This window comes from Paenarthrobacter aromaticivorans (assembly GCF_019038615.1).
In the GTDB taxonomy this organism is placed as follows: Bacteria; Actinomycetota; Actinomycetes; order Actinomycetales; family Micrococcaceae; genus Arthrobacter; species Arthrobacter aromaticivorans.
This window is the reverse complement of sequence record NZ_JAHOPC010000018.1, coordinates 15,891-38,058: the sequence shown is the minus strand read 5'-3', so window position 1 is coordinate 38,058 and position 22,168 is coordinate 15,891. Positions and strand designations below refer to the sequence as shown.

The following is a 22,168-nucleotide window of genomic DNA, read 5'->3' as shown; positions in this document are numbered from 1 at the left end:
GTAAGGTCAAACTAACAAATGACATTTTTTCATTCTTTCCTCGTGGGAGGATGAACTATGGCTCCAGACCCCCAGCACCGCCCCGCCACCCAAAGCGACGTCGCGCGCGAAGTGGGCGTTTCCCGGACCTTGGTGTCTTTCGCCTTCCGCGGCGCGCCAGGTGTCAGCCACGAAACGAAGCAGGCCATCTTCGAGGCCGCCAAGCGTCTCGGGTACCGGCCAAACGCAGTAGCCGCCGATCTGGCACGCAAGCACCGATCTGCCGTCGGGCTTTACCTGCTGGACATCCGCAACGAGATCTACGCTGATGTCCTCAGCGGCGTCCGGACAGCGCTCCCCCAAGACAGCAACCGGCTCATCCTGAGCGTTTCGCGCTCCGTGGACGGCGTAGATCCCGGCGCGCTGGAATCGCTGATTGAGGCCCGGGTCGGAATTATCATCGCAGCTACACTGCTCGACTCGGACGAGCGCGTGCAGGAGATGGCCCGAATCGTCCCTCTGGTGAGTGTGACGCGGCCCGTGCGCGGCGTGGACAGCGTGTACTCGGATGACTTTGCGGGAGCCAGGGCGGCAACCCAACATCTCCTCAGTCTCGGGCACACTCGCATCGCCCATCTGTCCGGCCCTGTCTACGACGGCCACGTCGTCCGTCGCCGGAGTTACGAGCAAACAATGCGCGACGCCGGGCTCGCACCCCAGACGGTCGCGGCAGAGGACTTCACACCGGACGCAGGACAGCGTGCGGCCGCACAGATGCTGAACCGCTCCGACCGGCCGACTGCGATTTTCACCCACAACGACCAACTAGCCCTCGGCGTCCGTGAAGCCGCCTACGCACGGGGACTCTCGATTCCCGAAGATTTGTCCCTTGTGGGCTACGACAATTCCAGGACCGCCCACCTGCACGGCATCGACCTCACGTCCGTGGATTTGCATGCCGTTGAATTGGGTCGGACTGCCGGCACAGTAGCCCTGGAACGGCTCAATAATCCGGATGCCCCTATCGCCGACGAACGCCTCATGCCGCAATTGGTGGTGCGCAACTCGACGGCGCCGGTCAGGGGCACGGCTGGTTAGTGGGGTAGGCGGTACCGCACGTGGGTGACGAGTTTGGTGCCGGTCACTTCCGTGGGTTCAAGCTTGAGATTGCCCACGCCGTCCAACAATCGCTCGCCTCCACCCAGAATCATGGGCGAAATGTGGAGCCGCAGCTCGTCCATCAATCCTGCGTCAAGGTATTGGCGGGCTGCCTGGGCTCCGCCAGCGATGGCCACGTCTTTGCTACCCGCGGCTTCCCGCGCCTGGGCCAGCGCGGATTCGATCCCGTCGGTCACGAAATGGAAGGTGGTGCCGCCCTGCATCTCCAACGGTTCATGCTGATGGTGGGTCAGGACGAAAACCGGCGCGTGATAGGGCGGTTCCTCACCCCACCATCCCCGCCATTCCTCGTCCCACATGTCCGGCCCGGGGCCTGCGAACATATTGCGGCCCATGATGAAGGCACCGGCAGCGAGGATTTCTTCAACCTGGGCCGCGTTGGCTTCGGCCTCTTCGAACATCCATCGGTGCAGGAGCTCTCCGCCATCGCCAAGTGGCTCCGACATTCGCTGGTTGGGACCAGCCACGAAGCCGTCCAGGGAGATGGTCAGATCGCACGTCACTCGGCTCATTTGCCCATCATGCCACTGGTAAACCCTGTTAGGCGTTGCCTCCTGACCTTCTTTGCCAGGGAGTACGCCAACAATCAACCTCCTTTGGGTGATTTGTGAGCCGGCGAGCGCCAAAGAGGGTCAGGAAGCCACGGCCCGCGCCCTGCCAAACACTGCGCAGCCCTCGCCAAATTATCGGCTGCGGCGGAAACTGGGGCTACACATCTCAGGAGGACCACATGACATCCATGCTGTTGGAGCGACTCAACATCCTGGTCGGCGAATGGGAGACTACTGCCCCTGGCATGGACGCGGTGGGCAGGACAACGTTCGAATGGTTGCCGGGCGGCGGTTTCCTGATCCAGCGCTCCACTGTTGAGAGGCCGGAATTCCCGAATGCTATCTGCACTATCGGCGCTACGGGATCAGACGGCGCACTTCAGCAGCACTACTTCGATTCCCGAGGCGTCGCCCGTGTCCTGGACATGACCTTGGAAGGGAACGTGTGGACCCTTTTCCGGGATGGACCCGATTGGCCGCAACGCTACATCGGCCACATCAGCGAGGACGGAAGCACCATCACTGGCCGATGGGAACGGGGAACCTACCTCGGCGCACCGCTTGAGCACGACTTCGACCTGAACTTCACCCGGATCATCGCGTGACATCCGGCGAGCCACGCCGGATCAACGGAATAACTCCACCTCATGGACAGATCCCCGGCCCGGTGGGAACATAAGGGCGATAGTCCGGAGGCACCGCCCGGTCACGCCGGGGCTGCCTTCAGGTCAGCTTTCCTCTGAGAGGAACGGCCATGGGTCGTCTGGGGACCGGGAACAGCGGGAATGCGGGTGCGGAACCCGCACCCGCTCCGGCACGCCACAGTGCACAGCACATCGATACACAAGGCATCGAAAAAGTTGACGCCGTGGTGGTCGGTTCCGGATTCGGCGGTTCAGTGGCTGCCCTCCGCCTGGCCGAGGCCGGACAATCCGTGGTGCTCATGGAACGTGGCAAGCCCTATCCGCCCGGAAGTTTCGCGCGTTCGCCGGCAGAGATGGGCCGGAATTTCTGGGACCCGGACCGCGGCCTGTATGGGCTTTTTGATGCGTGGACATTCCGCGGCACGGAGGGCCTGGTGTCCAGCGGGCTGGGCGGCGGCTCACTGATCTACGCCAATGTCCTCCTGCGCAAGGACGAAAAATGGTTCGTCAACGAGTCCCCCATCCCTGGCGGCGGTTACGAGAATTGGCCTTTCACGCGGGCGGACCTTGACCCGTACTACAAGGCTGCAGAAGACATGCTCCAACCGGTCCGTTATCCGTACCATGACACGCCCAAAACCATGGCCATGGAGAAGACCGCTGCAACCCTTGGCCTACCCATCAGCAGGCCACCCATCGCCGTCACTTTTTCGACGGATCCCACCAAGGACCCCCAAACCAACAGGCCCCTCCCCCTCCCCGCCTACGGGAGCATCCACGGACCAAACACCGTCCGGACCACGTGCACGCTTAGCGGCGAATGCGATATCGGCTGCAACGCTGGTGCCAAGAACACGCTGGATCACAACTACCTTTCGGCGGCCGCGCATCAGGGGGCGGATATCCGCACATTCCACGATGTGCGCGGGATCAGGCCACTTGCCAGGGGAGGTTACGAGGTCCGCTACGTGGTGCACGATCCCGAGCGCCAAGGCGAGCTCCTTAAGGAACGAATCATTCACTGCCGCCGACTAATCCTTGGCGCCGGCACGTTCGGCACCAACTTCCTGCTCCTGCGCAACCGCAGCTCCCTCCCGGCCCTAAGCGACGCCATAGGCACCCGTTTCAGCGGCAACGGCGATCTCCTGACGTTCATCATGGGCGCCAAGACTCCGGGCACCAATGGGTCGCCGCCCGGAGTGCGAACACTCACCGGCAGTCGCGGACCAGTCATCACCACCGCGATCAGGATCCCCGATTCCAACGACGACGACGGCGATGGTCGCGGCTACTACGTGGAGGACGCCGGGTATCCGGCCTTCATGAACTGGCTCATGGAGACCGCCCAACTCAGTACCACCGTCAAACGCACAGCCAAAGTGGCCCGGCAACTGCTCAAGGACAGGCTCTTCGATGCCGGGCGCTCAAACGTCTCCGCCGACCTCGCCGCCGCACTGGGTGACGGCCACCTATCCGCCAGTTCCGTGCCACTTCTGGGGATGGGCCGGGACATCCCCGACGGCGTCATGACCCTTCGCGACGGAAGGCTCGCCATCGCATGGACAATGGCCACGTCCAGGGAGTACTTCGGACGCGTCCGCGGAACAATGTCCGAGATCGCCAAGGACCTCGACGGAGATTTCGTAGACAATCCGCTGTGGTGGGCCAAACGTGTCATCACGGTCCACCCCATCGGCGGCGCGCCGTCGGGCCGCCACCCGGGCGAGGCGGTGTGCGACGCCTACGGCGAGGTGTTCGGTTATCCCGGCCTGTTCGTGATGGATGGGGCGGCCATGCCTGGCCCCGTGGGCGCCAACCCTTCCCTGACCATTGCGGCTTTTGCCGAACGCGCATGTCGTCACATCCTGGAGAACGCACGCAGTGCCGGACACAGGGGAATAACCCCCGCGGACGCCGCCGGGAGTGACCCAGCCAGTGATGACTTGGCTGGCGCTGCCGAGCCGGCCCACGACGTCGATGCTTCGATGACGCGCGAATTGGCGCCGGACGCTACCAAGGGCAAGGGCGCGCGGGAGGAACGGCCCGCGAGCGCAGTGGCAGAGGGCGCAGCTGCCATGACGGGAGCAAAGAGCCGTGGTTTGGGGCTGCCACAACCCCAAACCCAGCAACCCGCGGCTACAGACGCCACCACTTCTGTGCGTTTCACGGAGCAGATGCACGGCTGGTTCAGTCCTGGTATCCCTGACCCGGAGAAGGGGCGAAACCTGGGCAGGGACCGGAGCCGCAGGATCATGTTTGAGCTGACGATTACCGCAGAGGACATGGACGCGTTTGTGGAGGATCCGAGCCACCCTGCGAAGGCGGAGGGGTATGTGCTCGCAGACTATTTCGGTGGCCGGATGCCGGTGGAACGCGGCTGGTTCAACCTCTTTGTGGAAGACGTTTCCGACGACGGCAGGCCGGCCAGGCGGATGCTGTATCGGTTGTGGCTTCGGGACCCGGGCGGAACGCCGTTCACGTTCACGGGGTACAAGCTGATCCATAACGAGGCAGGGCTGGATATCTGGCAAGACACAACAACGCTGTACGCGAGAATCCTGCGTGGCCACGTTCCGCCGTCGGAATCCTCTGAAGTCCAAGAGCCAGGCGAGGAGGACGTCTTCGGTGCCGGCATTCTGTACATCCGCCCGTTGGACTTCGCCAAGCAACTGACCACCTTCCGTGCCGAAGGTCCGGCGCCGGCCGCGGGTTTGGCGTCATTCATGAGATTGTTCGCCGGTGAGTTGTGGGAGGTCTACGGGCGGGGCCTCAAACGGGTCCCGTTCCCGGTCCGGAGCCCACTGCGGCCGCGCAGATGAAGAGCTGGGAGCTTGCGAAGCACCGTGCTGTCCTGGGATTCACGCCCCAGGCAGCGGTTCGCTGGCTCTCGCCGATGTCGCTCGCGCGGACGGCATTGAAGGTCATGGCAGCCACTGTTTTCGCGGACTTCGGAGACAAGAGGGAACTCGAGGGCGGCTTCCCTGCCGATCCCTTGCGCCTGGATAAACTCCCGGTCCCCGGCCAACCAGCCCAGCCGCCAGTCACCAGTCGCGGGCTTCCAACCCCCGGGGAGATTGAGGCATCCCGCACCACAAACCCCGGCGAGCCCCTGGACTTACACGACTCACAGAGCCCCGCTGACTTGTGGCTCGATTACACCGCAGACCTTGGAGACGGCTTCGACGCGACGTACACCGTCGCCCTGCTACTCGCCCAGGACAAGCTAACCGTTCAAGGCCACGACCTCCCCCGCGGAAGGGTGCTGGTCCTCGGCGGCGATGAGGTCTACCCCGTTGCTTCACCGGCTGCCTACGAGAATCGGATGGCAGGACCATACCGGATGGCGCTGCCCGCCCCTGCGTTGCGGGGCCCGCTGAGCGCCGTAAGACCCGACCGAAGCACGCAGAGTGGGCCCCACAACGAGACACCCATCATGCTCGCACTCCCCGGCAACCACGACTGGTACGACGGCCTGACCTCGTTCATCCGCATGTTCACCCGGCAACGAAGCATCGGGGGCTGGCGGACCATCCAGACGCGCAGCTACTTCGCCGTCCGGCTCACCGGGAAATCACCCACGCAAGGCTCCGACGGACCACAGGAAGGTACCCCGGGTTGGTGGCTACTGGGCCTGGACAGCCAGCTGGGACAGTACATCGACGAACCACAACTGGACTACTTCTACCGGAACGTCACGCTCCAGCTCCAACCAGGAGACGCCATCATCCTGTGCGTGGCAGCTCCCTTTTGGGTTGATGCCGAACACCCCGGGCCCAATGAGTTCCGGCAGGTCAACTTTTTCGAGCAGGACTACCTTCGCCGTCGGTTTAACCCCGAGTCCGGCCTGTTCGAGGCCACGGGCGCCAACGTCCGGCTGTGGCTCACAGGCGACCTCCACCACTATTCCCGCTACGAAGAGCAAGCAGCCGGCCAAGACCTCCCACCTGATCCAGCGAGAACGCAGATGATCACCTGCGGCCTGGGTGGCGCATACCTTTCAGACGCCCATTGGCTCCCGGAAGAGCTCAACCTTCCGGGTCACGGGAGTGCGCCCGGCGTCTCCTCCAGCATCACCCAACCCGGAAACCCTCACGGCGAACAGGCACCACCCACAACCCGCCACTTCACCCGCATGCCCACCCTCTACCCGGACCAGGCCGATTCCCAGCTGCTCGGTCCGCGGCTCGCGAACCCCTTCTCTCAATACTGGCTTCCCATCCGCAACCCTGGCTTCGGTTTGTCCCTGGGCATTGTGCACGTGATCGCAGCAGTAACCCTCTGGACAGTCTTCAGCGCATTCCGCGGGGAATCCTTCGTGGACAGCTTCCGAAGCCTGACCCGCGGAAACACGCTGCTCCTCATCGTCGTCCTGATCCTTGCGGTGCCGCTCCTGCTTGCGGTCCTCTCACTCGTGGCACGGCTACTTGGGCTGGCCAAGGGAGGGATCGTGGTCTTCACCCGCGGCGCGCTCTACCAACTGTCCGCGCTCGCGGTGAGTGCCGCCGTCGTGATCCTGCTTCCTTGGCCGAACGGCTGGCCCGACGTCGTGGTCCTGCTGCTGGCGCTCGCATTGGTGTACCTGGGCGGCTGGGCCGTTGGCAGTGAGGCCTTCGCGCTGTTCATCCTGGCGACGCCCAGCGGGGAGGTCTCCACCTGGAAAATGTCCGGCCAATCCATCGAAGACCATAAAGGCTTCCTACGCCTCCACCTCGCCGCCGACGGCAACCTCACTGTCTACCCATTGGTGGTGGACACAGTGTGCCGCGACTGGCAGCTGGCAACGAACGACGACGGCGCGCGGCTTGTCCCAGAGTCCGGCCTGCCCGCCGTGCGGCTGCTTGAAGAACCCATCACCATCACGCGGAAAGGAACCGCACCATGATCATCACCCGTGCCGAGCACCGGACAGAGGTCATCCCGTTCCGGGCCCGGGACAACACGCCCTTGAGCCTGGTCCACGTGACGTCACCGGTGGAGGTGACTAAAGGGCCAGTCATGTTGGTCCATGGCTCGGGCGTGCGGGCTGAGCTGTTCAGGCCGCCCGTGCGGACCACCATCGTGGACGTCCTGCTGGAGGACGGATGGGACGTGTGGATGCTGAACTGGAGAGCATCCATCGATCTCGATCCTCTCTCCTGGACGCTCGCCGACGCCGCCGTGTATGACCACCCTGCCGCCGTCGAGCATGTCCTGAACGCCACCGGTGCGGAAACAATGAAAGCTGTCATCCATTGCCAGGGATCGACGTCGTTCACTATGTCCGCCGTAGCCGGGCTGTTGCCCCAGGTGGACACGATCGTCTCCAACGCGGTGTCCCTGCATCCCGTGGTGCCGGCATTCTCGCGACTCAAGATCGATTACCTCACCCCGGTGGTCAAGGTGTTCACTCCTTACCTGTCCCCCGCCTGGGGCTATAAATCGCAGGGCTATTTCACGCGTGCCATCCGCGGCCTGGTCAAAGCCACCCATCGGGAGTGCGACAACATCGTCTGCAAGATGGTCAGCTTCACGTACGGCAGCGGCCGCCCTGCGCTGTGGGCCCACGAAAACCTCGACGACGCCACTCACCAATGGCTCAGCGGCGAGTTCGCCGAGGTCCCTGTGACGTTCTTCGAGGAGATGGGCCGCAGCATCAAAGCCGGGCACATGGTGGCTGCCGGAAACCATCCGGAACTGCCTGGGAACTTTGTCGCCGAGGCACCCCAAACCGATGCCCGGTTCGCGTTCATCGCCGGGCTGGACAACCTCTGTTTCCTACCCGAAAGCCAGCAACGCACCTTCGACTTCTTCCAAAAGCACCGGCCCGGGAAGGACTCGCTCCACCTCATTCCCGGCTACGGCCATCTGGACGTGTTCTTCGGCGAGCATGCATGGCAGGACACCTTCCCGGTCATCGTCGAAGAGCTCAACAAAACCCAGGAGCCAACGTCATGAAAACACTCACCGAACTAGTTACCCCGTTGCTCAAGCTCATGCCTTCACCGGTTCCCAGACGCCAGGAACGCCTCCGCGGCCAGCACGCCCTTGCCGACGGCATCAAGTACGTCATGCCGGTCAATTCGGACGACTCCCCAGTGCTCATGGCGGCCTTCCCTATCAACAAGAAAGCCGCAGCGGCCGCACTCCCCGGCACGGAGATGCGGCCCTTCAGCCTCGGCGGCAAAGGGCTGCTGGTGGTCACCGTGGTCAATTACAAGTCCACGGACATCGGCAAGTACATCGAATACTCACTGGCCATCGCCATCACCCACGGCAGCAGGCCGGCCCCGCCGATTCTCCCGTTGATCTTCCAGAAAACCTTCAAACTGGGCCAGTTCGTGGTGGACCTGCCCGTCAGCTCCGAGATCTCCGTGAAGGGTGGCAAGGGAATCTGGGGCATGCCGAAGCATCAGGCCAACCTCGACTTCGTCGTCACTGATTCCACAGTGTCAGCACAATATGACAAAGACGGCCGGCTGGGCTGCTACATCGAAATAGAACGGCCGGAACCACTAGCGCTGCCGCTGAAGCTTGCCGCCTCGAACTACTGCGTCTTCCGGAACATGCTCTGGAAATCGGACATCTACTTTGAAGCTACCGGTGACATCGCCCTCGGAGCACAGGCCAAGGCGCGCCTCATCCTTGGTGACGCGCCCGGCGTCGAGCCTTTGAAGAACCTTCAAGTGGAAAGCAAACCTGTGTTCACCGCCTGGCTGCCGCAAGCCCACGGTGTCCTGGACGACCACTACGAAGCCTGGTTCCTCACCGCACCCACGGAATCCGCTGCAGCCGCCCTTCGAGGAGGCGACATGCTGGACAGCGTCGTGAACCTGGGCCAGAGCCAGGAATGGCTGGCACCGCCGGATAGGAGCAAGGTGCCGGGCGCTGCTGTCACTGGCACCATCCCCCGCTCCACTCCGGGAAGCATCCAATGAACTGGCTACTGCTCATCAACGCGCTCTACTTCCTGTTCGGCGCCACCATGTATGTGGGCACCATGTGGGTGCTCAAGTTCTTCCTGTACCCCACATGGCGTTCGCTGGCCCGCGAGAACGTAGACATGCACTTCGGCATCCCCACCCGCGCCGCTACCAAGTTCTTCACCATCGTGGTGCCCATCATGTTCATCTCGGGCGGCATCCTGGTGTGGTCCGAGTGGGGCACCATCCGCGTCGTACCGGCCATCATCTGCCTCCTGGGGATCATCGTCCTGACCTGGGTGGGCCAAGGGATCATCATCCCCATCAACGTTCGAATCCGCGGCGGCGACTTCGCGGACGACGCGGAACTCCGCACCCTGCTGAAACGCTGGATGATGCTCAACGACATCCGGTTCTACGTCTCCACGCTGACCTGGGCCTCGATGGTGTGGCTGCTCGTAGACCGCGGACGCCTCCTGGAGTCCTTCGCATGACCGCCCACCAGCCGGCACAGCCCGTGCCCCACCACCCGTCGCGCCCTGGCGTTTGGGCCTGGGCCACCGCCGATCCGCTGCGCGCCATCCTCGCAGCGATCGCCATCATCACGGTCCTGACCGGTGCCGCGCAGATACCCTTCGGCGGACAAGTGCTGCCACTGATCGGTGCCGATCCCACCCCCGGTATGCAACAACTCTTCGGCACTGTCGGGATGTTCATGGTGGTTGTAGGCGGACTGCTCCTCCACACCCTGCTCAATGCCGTCCCGTCCCCCGAGGTGGTGCTCTGGTCCGGATTACAGAAAACCGGGGCATTCGGCGCCGTGGGGATCGGTGTACTGAACGGCGTCTTCTCACCCGTAGCGCTGCTGGTCGCCTTCTTTGACCTCGCGACGGCGGCACTCCTGTTCGCCTACTGGCGCAGGATGAGCGGGAGCACGGGTTCAGGGGGCACCGCCGGCGGCGGTACCGCCGGAGGAACCGAACCGTGAAACGTTCTCTGGTGCTCGCCGGTGGCGGGATGCGCGTGGCCTGGCAGGCCGGCGTCATGCGGGCGCTCGCCGAGGAGGGCTTGGAGTTCCACCATGTTGACGGCAGCTCCGGCGGGATCCTGACGGCGGGGATGCTGTTGTCCGGAGTGTCGCCGGAAGAAATGTGCACCCGCTGGTCCGGCGTGAACGTGAAGGACTTCGGCTCGGCGCTGCCGGCCGGTGACTACCTCAAGGGCCCATGGGCGCTGCCCGCTATTGGCGACGCGGACGGAATCCTGAACAAGGTCTTTCCCGCCCTGGGGATCAACGACGCGACTATCCGCGGCCGTGCGGCGGAACCGGGCGCCGTCGAAGGTTCCTTCAACGTGGTGGAGTTCACAGAGAAGCGCTGCCACGCCATCGATGCCACAGCGATTGACGCGGAGCTCATGGCCGCGGGAATGTCACTGCCCATCTTCCTGACACCGCTGCGTCGGGATGGAAAGATCTGGACGGATGCCGTCTGGATGCGCGATGCCAATGTAGCCGAAGCCCTGCGTCGGGGAGCGGAGGAAGTGTGGCTGATTTGGTGCATCGGCAACTCGCCATATTGGGGTGACGGGCCCCTGGAGCAGTACGTCCACATGATCGAAATGAGCGCGATGGGAGCACTTCTCGCTGATTTCGAGGTTGCAAGCGCGGCTGGACGCGAGTTTGTGCTGCATGTGGTGCGTCCTGAACATCCGCTCCCGCTGGACCCGGAATTCTATCTGGGAAGGATCGACGCCGACACCCTGATCGGTATGGGTTACCGGGACGCCCGGGCGTACCTGGACGCCATGACGCCAGCCGGCGTCCCGAAGGACGCCAGTTGCACCGCCATGACAGAACCTGCGGCGGGCGTCCGTTTCAACGACACCTTGCGAGGAGAACTGGACGGCTCACCCCTGACGTTCAAGGCCACCGTCGTGCTGCCCACGGCCGGTTCCACTGTGTCCCCGCAGTTCACCGGATTCCTGGAGCACCCGCTCTTCGGTGGCCGCGTCTTTTTCTCGGATGGACGCGTTGTAACGGAAGGCCACGACGTCACGTACCGTGCTCGGATCAGGCTCGACGGCGGTTGGCAGGACGTGTCCTTGACGCGCACCTTGCGGGATGATCCCGGTCCTGATGCCTGGACCGACTCGCGCCAGGCTCTATTGAAGGTGGACGGACTGGGCGTGGGCAGCCTGAGCGCCGACCTGACAATGACCCTGGCCGACGCCGCAGCGCTTCTGGCCTCGGTGGAGCCAGTGGGTGCCCACGGCTTCGTTGACCGGGCTGAGGCCGTGGCCAGCTTCGCTGCCAACGGTTTGCGGGAGTTGCTGGCACGGTACTGAACCCCACTGTGATCCACGTTATTACCGGTGGGTAAACAGCGCACTACGGATCTGCAAAAGATGGCAACAAGAGGGAAACACCCGCGAAAAACGGGCATCCTACGCTGATGATCAACAGGTCACGCCAGCGAAAGGGCCAAACATGTCCTCCACACCCGTTCACGTTGTCATTGCAGGCGCAGGTCCAGCAGCCCAGGCATTGGTGCGGCGGCTGGCGGGCAGCGGCTATGTTTCCCGGCAACGCCCGTTCGATGGCACCATTACCGTGCTCAGCAATCGCGACGAATGCCCCGAGGCGCTCCTGGAACTGGCAGAACTTCCGCAGGTCTCGGTCCGGTTCGGGCAGGCCGCGAGTTTCATTGACGCCGACGCGAAGATCGTCACCACCGTGGACGGCATGGAGTTCTCCTATGACCAACTGGTGATCGCTACGGGTTCAGCTCCAAGCCTCCCGCCGGTCGCGGGCGCCGAAGCGGGCCTGAGTTACTCCACCATCGATGACGCCGCGAACATCGGTGAAGCGGTCAAGGACGTTACAAAAATCGTTGGCCGGCGGCCGTTGGGAATCCTCGTGGGCAATGGTCCCGCAGCGGGCCAGGCAGAGGCCGTGCTCCGGGCCCGCGGGGTTCGTCCCGTCCGCACCACCCTCCGCCCGGCCGCCGTCATTGCTTCCGTCGCCGGCGCCGGCATACCAGCTTCCGCCGCGGCCGCGACCGGCATCGTTTTCGAGGACGGCAGCAGCATGAACGGCGATCTTGTGGTCCTCGCCGAGGAACGTACAGCGCGCAGCGAACTCGCCGAAAGCGCTGGTCTCCTGATTGCGTCCGACGGCGGCATCGCAGTAGGGCGCGACCTCGCCACCTCCGTGCCGGGCATCTGGGCGATCGGCGACGCCGCTTCCTGCGATGGTCTCCGACTGGGCCTTCTCCTCTCCGCCGAGTCCTCCGCGATGCTGTGCGCCTCAGGGATGCTGTTAGGTGCATGGGGCGGCAACCAGCAGCCCGCGATGGCGGCGTAGCTGCCGCCTCCATCTACCTCTGTGGACAACCCGGACTGGCAATCGGACCATGTGGCAAGATGGTCCTTTGACGGGCAGTGACAACCCTGCGGCCATCGGGCCGGCCACGCCCGGCACGGAAGGATCCCATGAGCAAAGAAGCCGTCGCGCCTGCAAGCATCGCCTCGTACATCGACCACACACTGTTGAAGCCGGAGGCCAGCGAGGCCGAGGTTTTGAAGGTGTGCGCCGAGGCCGTCGAGTACAAATTCAAGTCCGTCTGCGTCAATCCGATCTGGGTCAAGACCGTCACGAAGGCCCTCAAAGGATCCGGAGTACTGACCTGCTCGGTCGTTGGGTTCCCAATGGGCGCCACGCCCAGCGACGTCAAGGCGTTCGAAGCGCGCGGTGCCGTGTTGGACGGCGCTGATGAGATTGACATGGTGATCAACATGGCTGCCGCCCGCGCGAATGACAAGGGTGCTTTGGTGGATGACATCACCGCCGTCGCCGAAGCTGTCCACGCCGGCGAAGCGATACTGAAGGTCATCATCGAGACGTCCATGCTGACCGATGAACAGAAGGTCATCGCCTGCGAAGCCGCCGTGGAGGCAGGGGCTGACTTCGTCAAGACCTCCACTGGATTCAACGGCGGCGGAGCAACTGTTGAAGACGTTGCCTTGATGCGCAAGACCGTTGGGCCCGATGTTGGCGTCAAAGCGTCTGGCGGAGTGCGGTCCCTAGCTGACGCACAGGCTATGATTGCTGCTGGTGCAACACGTATCGGAGCGAGTTCCGGAATAGCCATTGTCAAAGGTGAACAGGGTTCATCGGATTACTGAGGCATCCGCAACCGCCACAGATTTTGAGCCCTGCGGGGCCGAGGAGGAATGAATGTCCAAGAACGCAACAAGCGCCCCCATTGAAAAAGAGAACAACCTCGGCGCAAGCATCGTCCTGTTCCTGGTTGTGATCGTGCTCTTCCTGGGCGCCATCTACTCCCTGTCCTTCCTCACCCTGGACAACCCGTGGCCGATGGCCGTCTGCCTGGGCCTGTTCGCCCTCGCATTCTGGATTCCGCAGACCATCCTTGGCCGCTCGGACTCCGCTGGCGAAAGCTAGGCTTCACGCAACATGACATGGCCCGGGCGAATGCCCGGGCCATTCTTGTTGGTTGGCAGCCGTACTTTTTGGCGGAGCCGATGCGCGGCCGGCTAGGGCAGCTGCAGCATCCCGCCCAGCGCAGAGAAAATAGCCGGCCAGTGCTGCCCAGCGAGAGCCCAGCCCGCCGCGCCCATGCCCACCATGGCGTATCCGCTGACAGGAATCAGCACCAGCCACTCGCGCCGTGATCCGGCCCTTCCCAGCAGCGGAATCGAAAAGGCTCCGTTGGCCCGCCAGATGCCGCTGATCAGAGATTTCCGCAGGAATTTAGGTGGCTTGATAACGATCGGCCACAGCAACGGTACGCCGCCTACGGTAATCATGTCCCCGACAATGTGGACCACGACGCCCGTCAGCATTGACAGCGGCAACCAACCCCATTGATCCGGTGCAAACCAGGTCACCAGGCCAGCCATCACCACGGCGAACAGCCAGTTGGTAATCCAGCCCGACTTCGGAAACAGGTTCAAAGCCTTGGCTGCCAGGTTGATCATGAACATGCACAGCAAACCAGCGCCAACCGAGAGCTTCCCTGCCGGTGTAACCATCTGAAATTGTGCTGCCATGGCCGCCAGCACTACAAAGGCCGAGGCTCCCAACAGAGAGTGGGTCCCTTGCCGGTGGCCGCCGCTGGCTTTCTCAATGCCCACCGCAATCACATTGGATAGCGGCGGCAGCGAATTCGCTATGGTGCTGTGCCGGTGGTCCCAGTCGCACACCAAGGCTGTGCCCGCCGTCGCCATGGCCCCGATGAGGATGCCAGTTGAGTCCAGCGGGTACCAGCCCAGGGCGTAGGGACCGGTCGAGGCAATAGCTATCCACGCCGCGGCTCCTGACGCGGCGTGGTGTCCTCCCATCATTCGGTTAGCCTGCCTTTACGGGTACGTCTGAGAAGATCGCTTCGATCACGTTGTTCGCCCACTGAAGGATCTCTGCGTCCTGGAGATCACGGCCGCCGATCCTGGCCGTTTTCGGTTTGGGAATAAGCACGGCATCCAGAGCAGGCTTGACCTGGGAACCCGGGTACATGCGGTTCAGGCGCATGGTTTTGGACTCGGGCAATTGCGCCGGCGAGAAGCGGATGAAGTTTCCTTGGAGCGCGACGTCGGACAGGCCGGCTTCGCGGGCCCCCACCCGGAAGCGGGCCACTGCGATGAGGTTCTGTGCCGGCAAGGGCGGCTCACCATAGCGGTCCACGAGTTCGGCGAGGACCTCATCGATGGTCTCGTTGGTCACAGCAGCCGCCAACTTCCGGTAGGCCTCCAGGCGCAGCCTCTCACCGGGCACATAATCGTGCGGCAAGTGGGCGTTGACGGGCAGTTCGATCTTCATCTCGGCTGCCTTTTCCTCGGCCTCGCCGCGGTACTCGGCAACAGCCTCGCCTACGAGCCGGATGTAAAGGTCGAAGCCAACTCCCTGGATATGGCCGGACTGCTCCCCGCCGAGCAGGTTGCCCGCACCACGTATTTCGAGGTCCTTCATAGCCAACTGCATGCCGGCACCGAGCTCGTTGTGCGCCGCCACGGCCTTGAGTCGCTCCAGGGCTACCTCGCCCAGGGGCTTTTCCGAGGGATAGAGGAAGTAGGCGTAGGCACGTTCACGGCCACGACCAACACGGCCACGGAGCTGGTGGAGCTGCGAAAGTCCGTACTTGTCGGCGCCGTCAACAATCAGGGTGTTGGCATTGGAGATGTCCAGCCCGGTCTCAATGATGGTGGTGCAGACCAAAACGTCGAACCGTTTCTCCCAGAAGTCCACAATGATCTTCTCGAGGCGGCTCTCGGACATCTGCCCGTGGGCCACTTCCACCCTTGCTTCCGGAACCAGCTCGCGGATCTGCGCGGCGATGCGTTCGATCGAGGACACACGGTTGTGTACGAAGAAGACCTGTCCCTCGCGCATCAGCTCACGGCGGATGGCCGCTGACGTCTGCTTGTTGGTGAAGGGACCCACATAGGTGAGCACCGGGTGGCGTTCCTCCGGCGGGGTGGCCAGGGTGGACGTCTCACGGATGCCTGTCAGGGACATCTCCAAGGTACGTGGAATCGGCGTCGCGCTCATCGCGAGCACATCCACGTTGGTGCGCATCTTCTTCAGTGCTTCCTTGTGTTCCACACCAAAGCGCTGCTCTTCATCCACGATCACCAACCCCAAGTCCTTGAACTCAAAGTCCTTGGACAGCAACCGGTGCGTACCGATCACGACATCGACGGCGCCGCTCTTGACGCCTTCGGCTGTTTCTTTGGCTTCCTTGCCGCTCTGGAAACGCGAAAGGGGCTTCACGCGCAGCGGGAACCCCGAGAAACGTTCGGTGAAGGTCTCATAGTGCTGCTGGGCCAACAGCGTAGTGGGCACCAGGACCGCTACCTGCTTGCCGTCCTGGACAGCTTTGAATGCCGCTCGGACTGCGATCTCGGTTTTACCGTAGCCGACGTCGCCGGAAACCAGGCGGTCCATCGGGATTTCCCGCTCCATGTCCGCCTTGACCTCGTTAATGGTGGTCAGCTGGTCCGGGGTCTCCACATAGGGGAACGCTTCCTCAAGCTCGCGCTGCCACGGGGTGTCCGGGGCGAAAGCGTGTCCGCGGGATGCCATCCGGGCCGAGTAGAGCCGGATGAGCTCTCCGGCGATCTCCTTGACGGCCTTACGGGCCTTGGACTTGGTGCTGGCCCAGTCAGCGCCGCCCATCTTGCTCAGTGCAGGGGTGTCCCCGCCGACGTAGCGCGTGACCTGGTCCAGCTGGTCCGTGGGAACAAACAAACGGTCCCCCGGAGCGCCGCGCTTGGATGCCGCATACTCCAGCACCAAGTATTCACGCAGCCCGGTATCCGAAGACGATGTACCGGTCACCTTGCGTTGAATGAGCTCAACGAACCGGCCGATTCCATGCTGCTCATGGACTACAAAGTCGCCTGCGTGCAATTGCAACGGGTCCACGGCATTCCGCCGCTTGGACGGCATCCGACGCATATCCTTGGTGGAACTGGCAGTGGCCCGCCCCAGCAGGTCCGCTTCAGTCAAGAGGCCCAGTTTGAGGCCGTCAAGGACAAAACCGCGTCCGACGGCGGCAGTGGTCACCTCGATGATGCCCGGCTGCGGATCCTTATCCAGCGAGTCCACGCGTGCACAGGGGATGTCGGCGTCGTGGAACAGCTCAACCAGGCGCTGCGCCGGTCCCGGACCATCAGTAACAACTACCAGGCGCCATTGCTCCCGGACGCGGGAGCCAATGAAGTCCAGCATTTCCGCGACCTCGCCCTGGTAACCGCGCGGTTCCCGGGCATGGAGGTTCAGGACGTCGATGTCCAGCACCAGGTCCTCATCAGTCGCGAGCGAGGTGATGGACCACCAGGAGACCTCGTGTTCCAACGCCGCGGATCGGGTGTCGGTCAGAGAACGGAAGCTCGCAGCGTGCAAGTCAGTGGACGCCTGTGAGGACAGATCCAGGGGCGCTGAGCCGCCGTCGGACGCCGTTGACCAAGCGGCTTCCAGGAACTCTTCGTTGGTAGCAGCGAGGTCGTGCGCGCGGGTGCGTACTTTTTCCGGTTCGATGACCACGCTCAGGGACCCGGCCGGAAGCTGCTCCACGAACGGGACCATGGCATCCACCAGCACCGGGGCCAGGGATTCCATGCCTTCAACGGCGATCCCACCGGCGATCTTCTCGAGCATGTCAGCCGCCGCCGGCATATCGGCTTTGAGCTTGGCTGCACGGGACATGACGGAGGGTGTGATCAGGATTTCGCGGCACGGGGGCGCATGCAGTTCAGTCGGGTGGTGGATCCCGGGTGCAGACAGCGAGCGCTGATCGGCTACGGCGAACCAGCGCATCTGGTCAACCTCATCGCCGAAGAACTCCACACGGATGGGGTGGTCCTCCGTGGGCGGGAAAACATCCAGGATGCCACCGCGAACCGCGAATTCGCCTCGGTGCGTCACCATGTCAACCCGGGCATAGGCAGCGTCGGAGAGCGCACGGACAACATCGGTGAAGGAGCGTTCCTGCCCTACCTGCAGCGTGACGGGGACGAGGTCGCCCAAACCGGCGACAATCGGCTGGACCACAGCGCGAACCGGCGCAACCACCACACGCAAGGGTGCCGCCGTCGAGGTTTCAGGGTGGGTCAGGCGGCGCAGGACGGAGAGCCTTCGGCCCACGGTGTCCGAGCGCGGTGAGAGACGCTCGTGCGGGAGGGTTTCCCAACTGGGGAAAGTGGCCACTGAGTCCGCGAGGAGATAGGAGGCGAGCGCCGCTGTCAAGTCTTCGGCCTCACGCCCGGTGGCGGTAACCGCCAGCACAACAGGCGTGCTCCCCGCTTCAGTTCCTTGGGCAGCCAGGCCATCGGCCATTTCTGCGAGCAGAACTGCCCGCATCCCGGTAGGGGCGCTGATCTGGTAGTCCGTGCTCCGGACCGAAAAGGGCCGCTGAGCCTCGGTTCGGACGCGCGCAAAAGTCTTGTCCTCCGCCAGTGCGCGGCGCAGACCGTTGAGGCTCATGGCTGAAACTCCTAGGGTGGGTCCAAGGGCAGGCAACACAAATGCCCGGAAATTCGAATGAATGCCGGGTCATTCCAGCCTACCCCTCCCTCCAGCCCAGGAGTTCCTTTGCAGTCATCCCCAAACCAGTCATCGCCAAACCAGGCATCCAAGACCGTCCTTGTCACGGGCGCCACCGGTTACATCGGAGGCCGCCTGGTCCCCCGGCTTCTCGAGGCTGGCCACCGCGTGAAGGTGGTGCTCCGCTCCCCACAGAAGATCGCCGACGTTCCATGGCACGACGACGTCGAAATCATCACGGATTCCCTCTCCGACGCGGGAAGCCTGGAGAATGCACTCCAGGGTGTGGATGTGCTCTATTACCTCGTTCACTCCATGGCTTCGGGCAGTGGATTCGAGGCGAAGGAAGAAGCCATGGCGCGGCTCGTGGCAGACGCGGCCACCCGGGCCTACGTCAACAGGATTATCTACCTCGGCGGCCTGCACCCGGAGAACGCAGAGCTCTCCACGCACATGCGTTCCCGTGAGACCGTCGGACGGGTCTTCCTTGAATCCGAGGTGAATTCCATAGTGTTCCAGGCCGGAGTCGTCATCGGTTCGGGTTCGGCGTCGTTCGAGATGATCCGCCACTTGGCCGATACCCTGCCCGTCATGCCGGCACCCAGCTGGGTCAATAACCGGATCGAAGCCATCGCCGTGCGCGACGTGCTGCACTACCTTGTGGCTGCTGCCACGCTCCCGGACGGCCTGAACCGCACGTTCGATATCGGCTCCCGCGACGTCCTGAAGTACAAGGACATGATGAACGAGTACGCCGTGGAGCGAGGCCTGCCCCGCCGTTTGGTGATCGCCCTGCCGGTTCCGGCGCCCAAGCTCGCCGGCCTTTGGGTTGCACTGGTGACGCCCATTCCGCTGTCCATGTCCTTGCCGCTGGTGCAGTCGCTGCAGCACGACGCAGTGTCGCGGGAGCACGACGTCGATCATTACATTCCGCAGCCCGACGGCGGCCTGACACCCTACCGCCGTGCCGTCGCCTTGGCTTTGGGCAAGGAACGGGACGGGCAGGTGGAGACTACCTGGGCAAATGCCGGAATCGACGCCGACCCTCTTCCCAGCGATCCCGATTGGGCCGGTTACAAGGTCTTCCTGGACGAGCGGACCTTCCACAGCGACGCGAAGCCTGAGCATGTGTGGACCATCATTGAGGGCATCGGTGGCAAGAACGGATGGTACTCCCTGCCGCTGGCATGGCGGGTGCGTGGATGGCTGGACAAGCTCACCGGTGGCGCGGGGCTGCTGCGCGGCCGGAGGCATCCGAAAAAGCTGGGCAGCGGCGAAGTGGTGGACTGGTGGCGGGTGGAAGCCATAGACCGCGGACATTTGCTGCGCCTCCGGGCCGAGATGCGGGCGCCCGGGCGTGCATGGCTTGAGTTGGCAGCGGAGCCCGACGGCGGCGGGAGCCTTTACAAGCAGCGCGCCATATTCTTTCCCCGCGGTTTGGCGGGCAGGCTCTACTGGCTGGGCGTGTACCCCTTCCACGGGATCATTTTCCCGTCGATGGCACGGAACATTTCGGCTGCCGCCTCCGCTCTTCAGGAGGCACAGCAGGAAGCGGCCCCGAATGAACGTGAACAACAGGCCGGTTCCGGAGTGGCCTCGGACACCCCGTAGGATGTTGTGAGCTAAAAGAGCTTCACCACCAACATATCCACGGAGGACCCATGGCCCTGAGTGCATCCACCACCCTGCCGCACAGCGTTGACCGAGTAGCGGCCGTATTTGTCGACGAAGACTTCCTGCGTCACACGAGCGAACTGGTGGGCGGCTCCCTGGAATCGTTCACGATCGACGGCGACCCTGCCGGCGCTTTCAGCACCACCACGGTTCGTACGCTCCCGACTACCCGCTTGCCGGATATCGCCCGCAAGTTCGTGGGCGAGAGCCTGACCGTCACGCAGACCGAGCAGTGGGAGGCGCCCGCAGCAGACGGCTCCCGCGCCAGCAAGATTGCCTTGAAGGTCTCCGGTGCCCCGCTCGATGTCACCGCCGTCCAGCGTTTGGTTGCTGAAGGCGCGAACACCCGCATCGAACTCGAGGGCAATGTGTCCTCGTCGGTTCCGTTCCTCGGCGGAAAGATTGCTGATGCTGCTGAGCCGATGGTTGGCAAGGCCCTGAACATCCAGTCCCAGCAGGCGCAGGCCTGGCTCGAAAGCCACTAGCATGCAGCTCCCTGCCATTCTGGGCTGGGTCCTGATCGTTGCCGGCGTATGGTCGCTGGTTGTGTGGCCGCAGTTCCTGAAGCGCGTCATGAAGGACCCCCGCGCCCGCGACTCCGCCGGCAAGGCCACCAGGTTCCTTACCGTCCACGTGGTCCTGGTCTCTATTTCCATGGTGCTGGGACTCGCGACGGCGGCCATCGGGATCGCCGGGCTCGTCGCCTAGCGCTCGTCCCAGCCCAACTAGGTCGCAGTAGTGCGCGTTTTGAGCCCTCATAACGCGCTCTACTGCTACCTAGTTGGGTAGAATGGAACTTGGTGTGCCGGGAAGTCTGGTCGGCGGTGTCTTTGCGATGCCTGCCCTTAGACCACTCGACCCACAGGAGCCTCCGTGGCCAAACAACCCATGACCACCACAGTCTTTAGCCGCTCCAGCTACCCCGAGTACCGTCGCATCCTCTCGATACTCCGAACAGAGACCGTAGGCGGCGCCCTCCTACTTGGCGCAACAGTCATCGCGCTGATTTGGGCAAACTCCCCCGCCGCTGACGGTTACTTCGCATTACGCGACCTCAAAATAGGCTATGAGCCCTGGCACCTCCAGCTGAGCTTGGGGCATTGGGCCTCCGACGGCCTGCTAGCTGTGTTCTTCTTCCTTGCAGGCCTTGAACTCAAAAGGGAGTTCGTCGCCGGGGAACTCCGCAAACCTGCCCGGGCCGTTGTCCCCGTTGCCGCGGCCGTTGGTGGGGTTCTCATCCCCGCGCTGATCTACGTCCTCTTCAACCTCGGCTCCGCCTCGGAGACACTCAAAGGTTGGGCCATCCCCACGGCAACGGACATAGCCTTCGCCTTGGCCGTCCTTGCCGTGATCAACACGCACCTTCCCGCAGCCCTGCGGACCTTCCTGCTGACCCTCGCAGTGGTGGACGACCTCATCGCGATCGGCATCATCGCTTTCTTCTACTCCACGGGGATCCAGCCCCTCATGCTCCTGGCCGCGTTGGTACCGCTGGCCCTGTTCACCTTCCTGGTCCAGAAGCGGATCCGCAGTTGGTACCTCCTGCTCCCCCTTGCCGTGGCCACGTGGGGTCTCGTCCATGCGTCCGGCATCCACGCCACAGTGGCCGGGGTGCTGCTGGGCTTTGCGGTTCCTGTCTTCAACAGCGGAAGAAAGGGTGAACCGGCCGAGGGTCTCGCTGAACACTTCGAACACCGGCTGCGCCCCTTCTCGGCCGGATTCGCCGTACCCGTCTTCGCCTTTTTCTCTGCAGGAGTGGCCCTGGGCGGTTTCGACGGCATGCGGGCCGCGCTCACTGATCCGGTGGCCGTGGGAATTGTTGCCGCGCTGGTACTGGGCAAGGCCATTGGCGTCTTTGGCACCACGTTCCTGGTGACCAAAACCACCCGCGCGAGCCTGGATTCCAGCATTGCGTGGATCGACCTCTTTGGGCTGGCACTGCTGGCCGGGATCGGATTCACCGTCTCCCTGTTGATCGGCGAGCTAAGCTTCGGCACCGGGTCTGCCCACAACGACCACGCCAAGGTGGCCATCCTGGCAGGTTCCCTGACCGCGGCGCTGCTGGCCGCCGTCGTGCTCCGGGCCCGGAACCGGCGGTACCGCCTGGTTCAGGCGGAAGAACAGCGAGACGACGACGGCGACGGCGTACCTGACGTCTTCAACCGCGCTTAGCCCCGG

The 22,168-nt window shown here is 63.5% G+C and carries 19 protein-coding genes; 16 read left to right on the top strand and 3 right to left on the bottom strand.

From position 1 onward, the window contains the following. Positions 1-57: 57 nt before the first annotated feature. Entirely contained in the window at positions 58-1,077 is a 1,020-nt protein-coding gene (locus KSW38_RS21060) for a LacI family DNA-binding transcriptional regulator (protein WP_216926905.1), read from the top strand. Here the strand turns inward: KSW38_RS21060 and KSW38_RS21055 are convergent. After that, positions 1,074-1,670: a dihydrofolate reductase family protein gene (locus KSW38_RS21055; protein ID WP_216926904.1), complete on the bottom strand. Its 597-nt coding sequence runs from the start codon at positions 1,668-1,670 to the stop codon at positions 1,074-1,076. The two genes, KSW38_RS21060 and KSW38_RS21055, sit on opposite strands and share 4 nt — an antisense overlap. Before the next feature lie 218 nt (positions 1,671-1,888). Between KSW38_RS21055 and KSW38_RS21050 the strand changes: the two genes are divergently transcribed. The 11 genes from KSW38_RS21050 (at position 1,889) to KSW38_RS21000 (ending at position 13,717) form a co-directional block, all read left to right on the top strand. Then, complete coding sequence (locus tag KSW38_RS21050) at positions 1,889-2,314, top strand: hypothetical protein (RefSeq protein ID WP_216926903.1); 426 nt, start codon at positions 1,889-1,891, stop codon at positions 2,312-2,314. A gap of 149 nt (positions 2,315-2,463) precedes the next feature. Then, positions 2,464-5,172 carry a GMC oxidoreductase gene (locus KSW38_RS21045; protein ID WP_216926902.1) on the top strand — a complete coding sequence of 903 codons (2,709 nt, stop codon included), beginning with the start codon at positions 2,464-2,466 and terminating at the stop codon, positions 5,170-5,172. Next, the gene (locus tag KSW38_RS21040; protein WP_216926901.1) at positions 5,169-7,235 is read left to right on the top strand and encodes a hypothetical protein; all 2,067 of its coding nucleotides are present in this window, start codon (positions 5,169-5,171) and stop codon (positions 7,233-7,235) included. Before KSW38_RS21045 ends, KSW38_RS21040 begins: the two co-directional genes overlap by 4 nt. Continuing rightward, on the top strand, positions 7,232-8,287 hold the full coding sequence (locus KSW38_RS21035; RefSeq protein WP_216926900.1) for an alpha/beta hydrolase: 1,056 nt from the start codon (positions 7,232-7,234) through the stop codon (positions 8,285-8,287). The genes KSW38_RS21040 and KSW38_RS21035 overlap by 4 nt, the downstream gene beginning before the upstream one ends. Continuing rightward, positions 8,284-9,267: an acetoacetate decarboxylase family protein gene (locus KSW38_RS21030; RefSeq protein WP_216926899.1), complete on the top strand. Its 984-nt coding sequence runs from the start codon at positions 8,284-8,286 to the stop codon at positions 9,265-9,267. Before KSW38_RS21035 ends, KSW38_RS21030 begins: the two co-directional genes overlap by 4 nt. Beyond that, complete coding sequence (locus tag KSW38_RS21025; protein ID WP_216926898.1) at positions 9,264-9,746, top strand: hypothetical protein; 483 nt, start codon at positions 9,264-9,266, stop codon at positions 9,744-9,746. The genes KSW38_RS21030 and KSW38_RS21025 overlap by 4 nt, the downstream gene beginning before the upstream one ends. Then, positions 9,743-10,240, top strand: a complete 498-nt coding sequence (locus KSW38_RS21020; protein ID WP_254186774.1) for a hypothetical protein — start codon at positions 9,743-9,745, stop codon at positions 10,238-10,240. Before KSW38_RS21025 ends, KSW38_RS21020 begins: the two co-directional genes overlap by 4 nt. Next, positions 10,237-11,598 (top strand): patatin-like phospholipase family protein, encoded by a 1,362-nt coding sequence (locus KSW38_RS21015; RefSeq protein ID WP_216926897.1) that lies wholly within the window; start codon positions 10,237-10,239, stop codon positions 11,596-11,598. The genes KSW38_RS21020 and KSW38_RS21015 overlap by 4 nt, the downstream gene beginning before the upstream one ends. Before the next feature lie 142 nt (positions 11,599-11,740). After that, positions 11,741-12,616, top strand: a complete 876-nt coding sequence (locus tag KSW38_RS21010; protein WP_216926896.1) for an FAD-dependent oxidoreductase — start codon at positions 11,741-11,743, stop codon at positions 12,614-12,616. A gap of 128 nt (positions 12,617-12,744) precedes the next feature. Then, positions 12,745-13,437: a deoxyribose-phosphate aldolase gene (deoC, locus tag KSW38_RS21005; RefSeq protein ID WP_216926895.1), complete on the top strand. Its 693-nt coding sequence runs from the start codon at positions 12,745-12,747 to the stop codon at positions 13,435-13,437. 52 nt (positions 13,438-13,489) lie between these two features. After that, on the top strand, positions 13,490-13,717 hold the full coding sequence (locus KSW38_RS21000) for a hypothetical protein (protein ID WP_216926894.1): 228 nt from the start codon (positions 13,490-13,492) through the stop codon (positions 13,715-13,717). Positions 13,718-13,809: 92 nt separating this feature from the next. On the opposite strand, the gene KSW38_RS20995 is transcribed toward KSW38_RS21000, so the two are convergent. Next, complete coding sequence (locus KSW38_RS20995) at positions 13,810-14,619, bottom strand: metal-dependent hydrolase (RefSeq protein WP_216926893.1); 810 nt, start codon at positions 14,617-14,619, stop codon at positions 13,810-13,812. A gap of 4 nt (positions 14,620-14,623) precedes the next feature. Next, on the bottom strand, positions 14,624-18,256 hold the full coding sequence (mfd, locus tag KSW38_RS20990) for a transcription-repair coupling factor (RefSeq protein ID WP_216926892.1): 3,633 nt from the start codon (positions 18,254-18,256) through the stop codon (positions 14,624-14,626). A 57-nt stretch (positions 18,257-18,313) separates the two neighbouring features. Here mfd and KSW38_RS20985 point away from each other — a divergent pair, with 57 nt between their 5' ends. The 4 genes from KSW38_RS20985 to nhaA all read left to right on the top strand — a co-directional run bounded on the left by KSW38_RS20985 (position 18,314) and on the right by nhaA (position 22,162). Further along, the gene (locus KSW38_RS20985; protein ID WP_254186773.1) at positions 18,314-19,927 is read left to right on the top strand and encodes an SDR family oxidoreductase; all 1,614 of its coding nucleotides are present in this window, start codon (positions 18,314-18,316) and stop codon (positions 19,925-19,927) included. Between the two features lie 50 nt (positions 19,928-19,977). Next, entirely contained in the window at positions 19,978-20,475 is a 498-nt protein-coding gene (locus KSW38_RS20980; protein ID WP_216926890.1) for a DUF2505 domain-containing protein, read from the top strand. A gap of 1 nt (position 20,476) precedes the next feature. Continuing rightward, positions 20,477-20,698 carry an SCO4848 family membrane protein gene (locus KSW38_RS20975; protein WP_216926889.1) on the top strand — a complete coding sequence of 74 codons (222 nt, stop codon included), beginning with the start codon at positions 20,477-20,479 and terminating at the stop codon, positions 20,696-20,698. Positions 20,699-20,878: 180 nt separating this feature from the next. Then, positions 20,879-22,162: a Na+/H+ antiporter NhaA gene (gene nhaA / locus KSW38_RS20970; protein WP_216926932.1), complete on the top strand. Its 1,284-nt coding sequence runs from the start codon at positions 20,879-20,881 to the stop codon at positions 22,160-22,162. Positions 22,163-22,168: the final 6 nt, after the last annotated feature.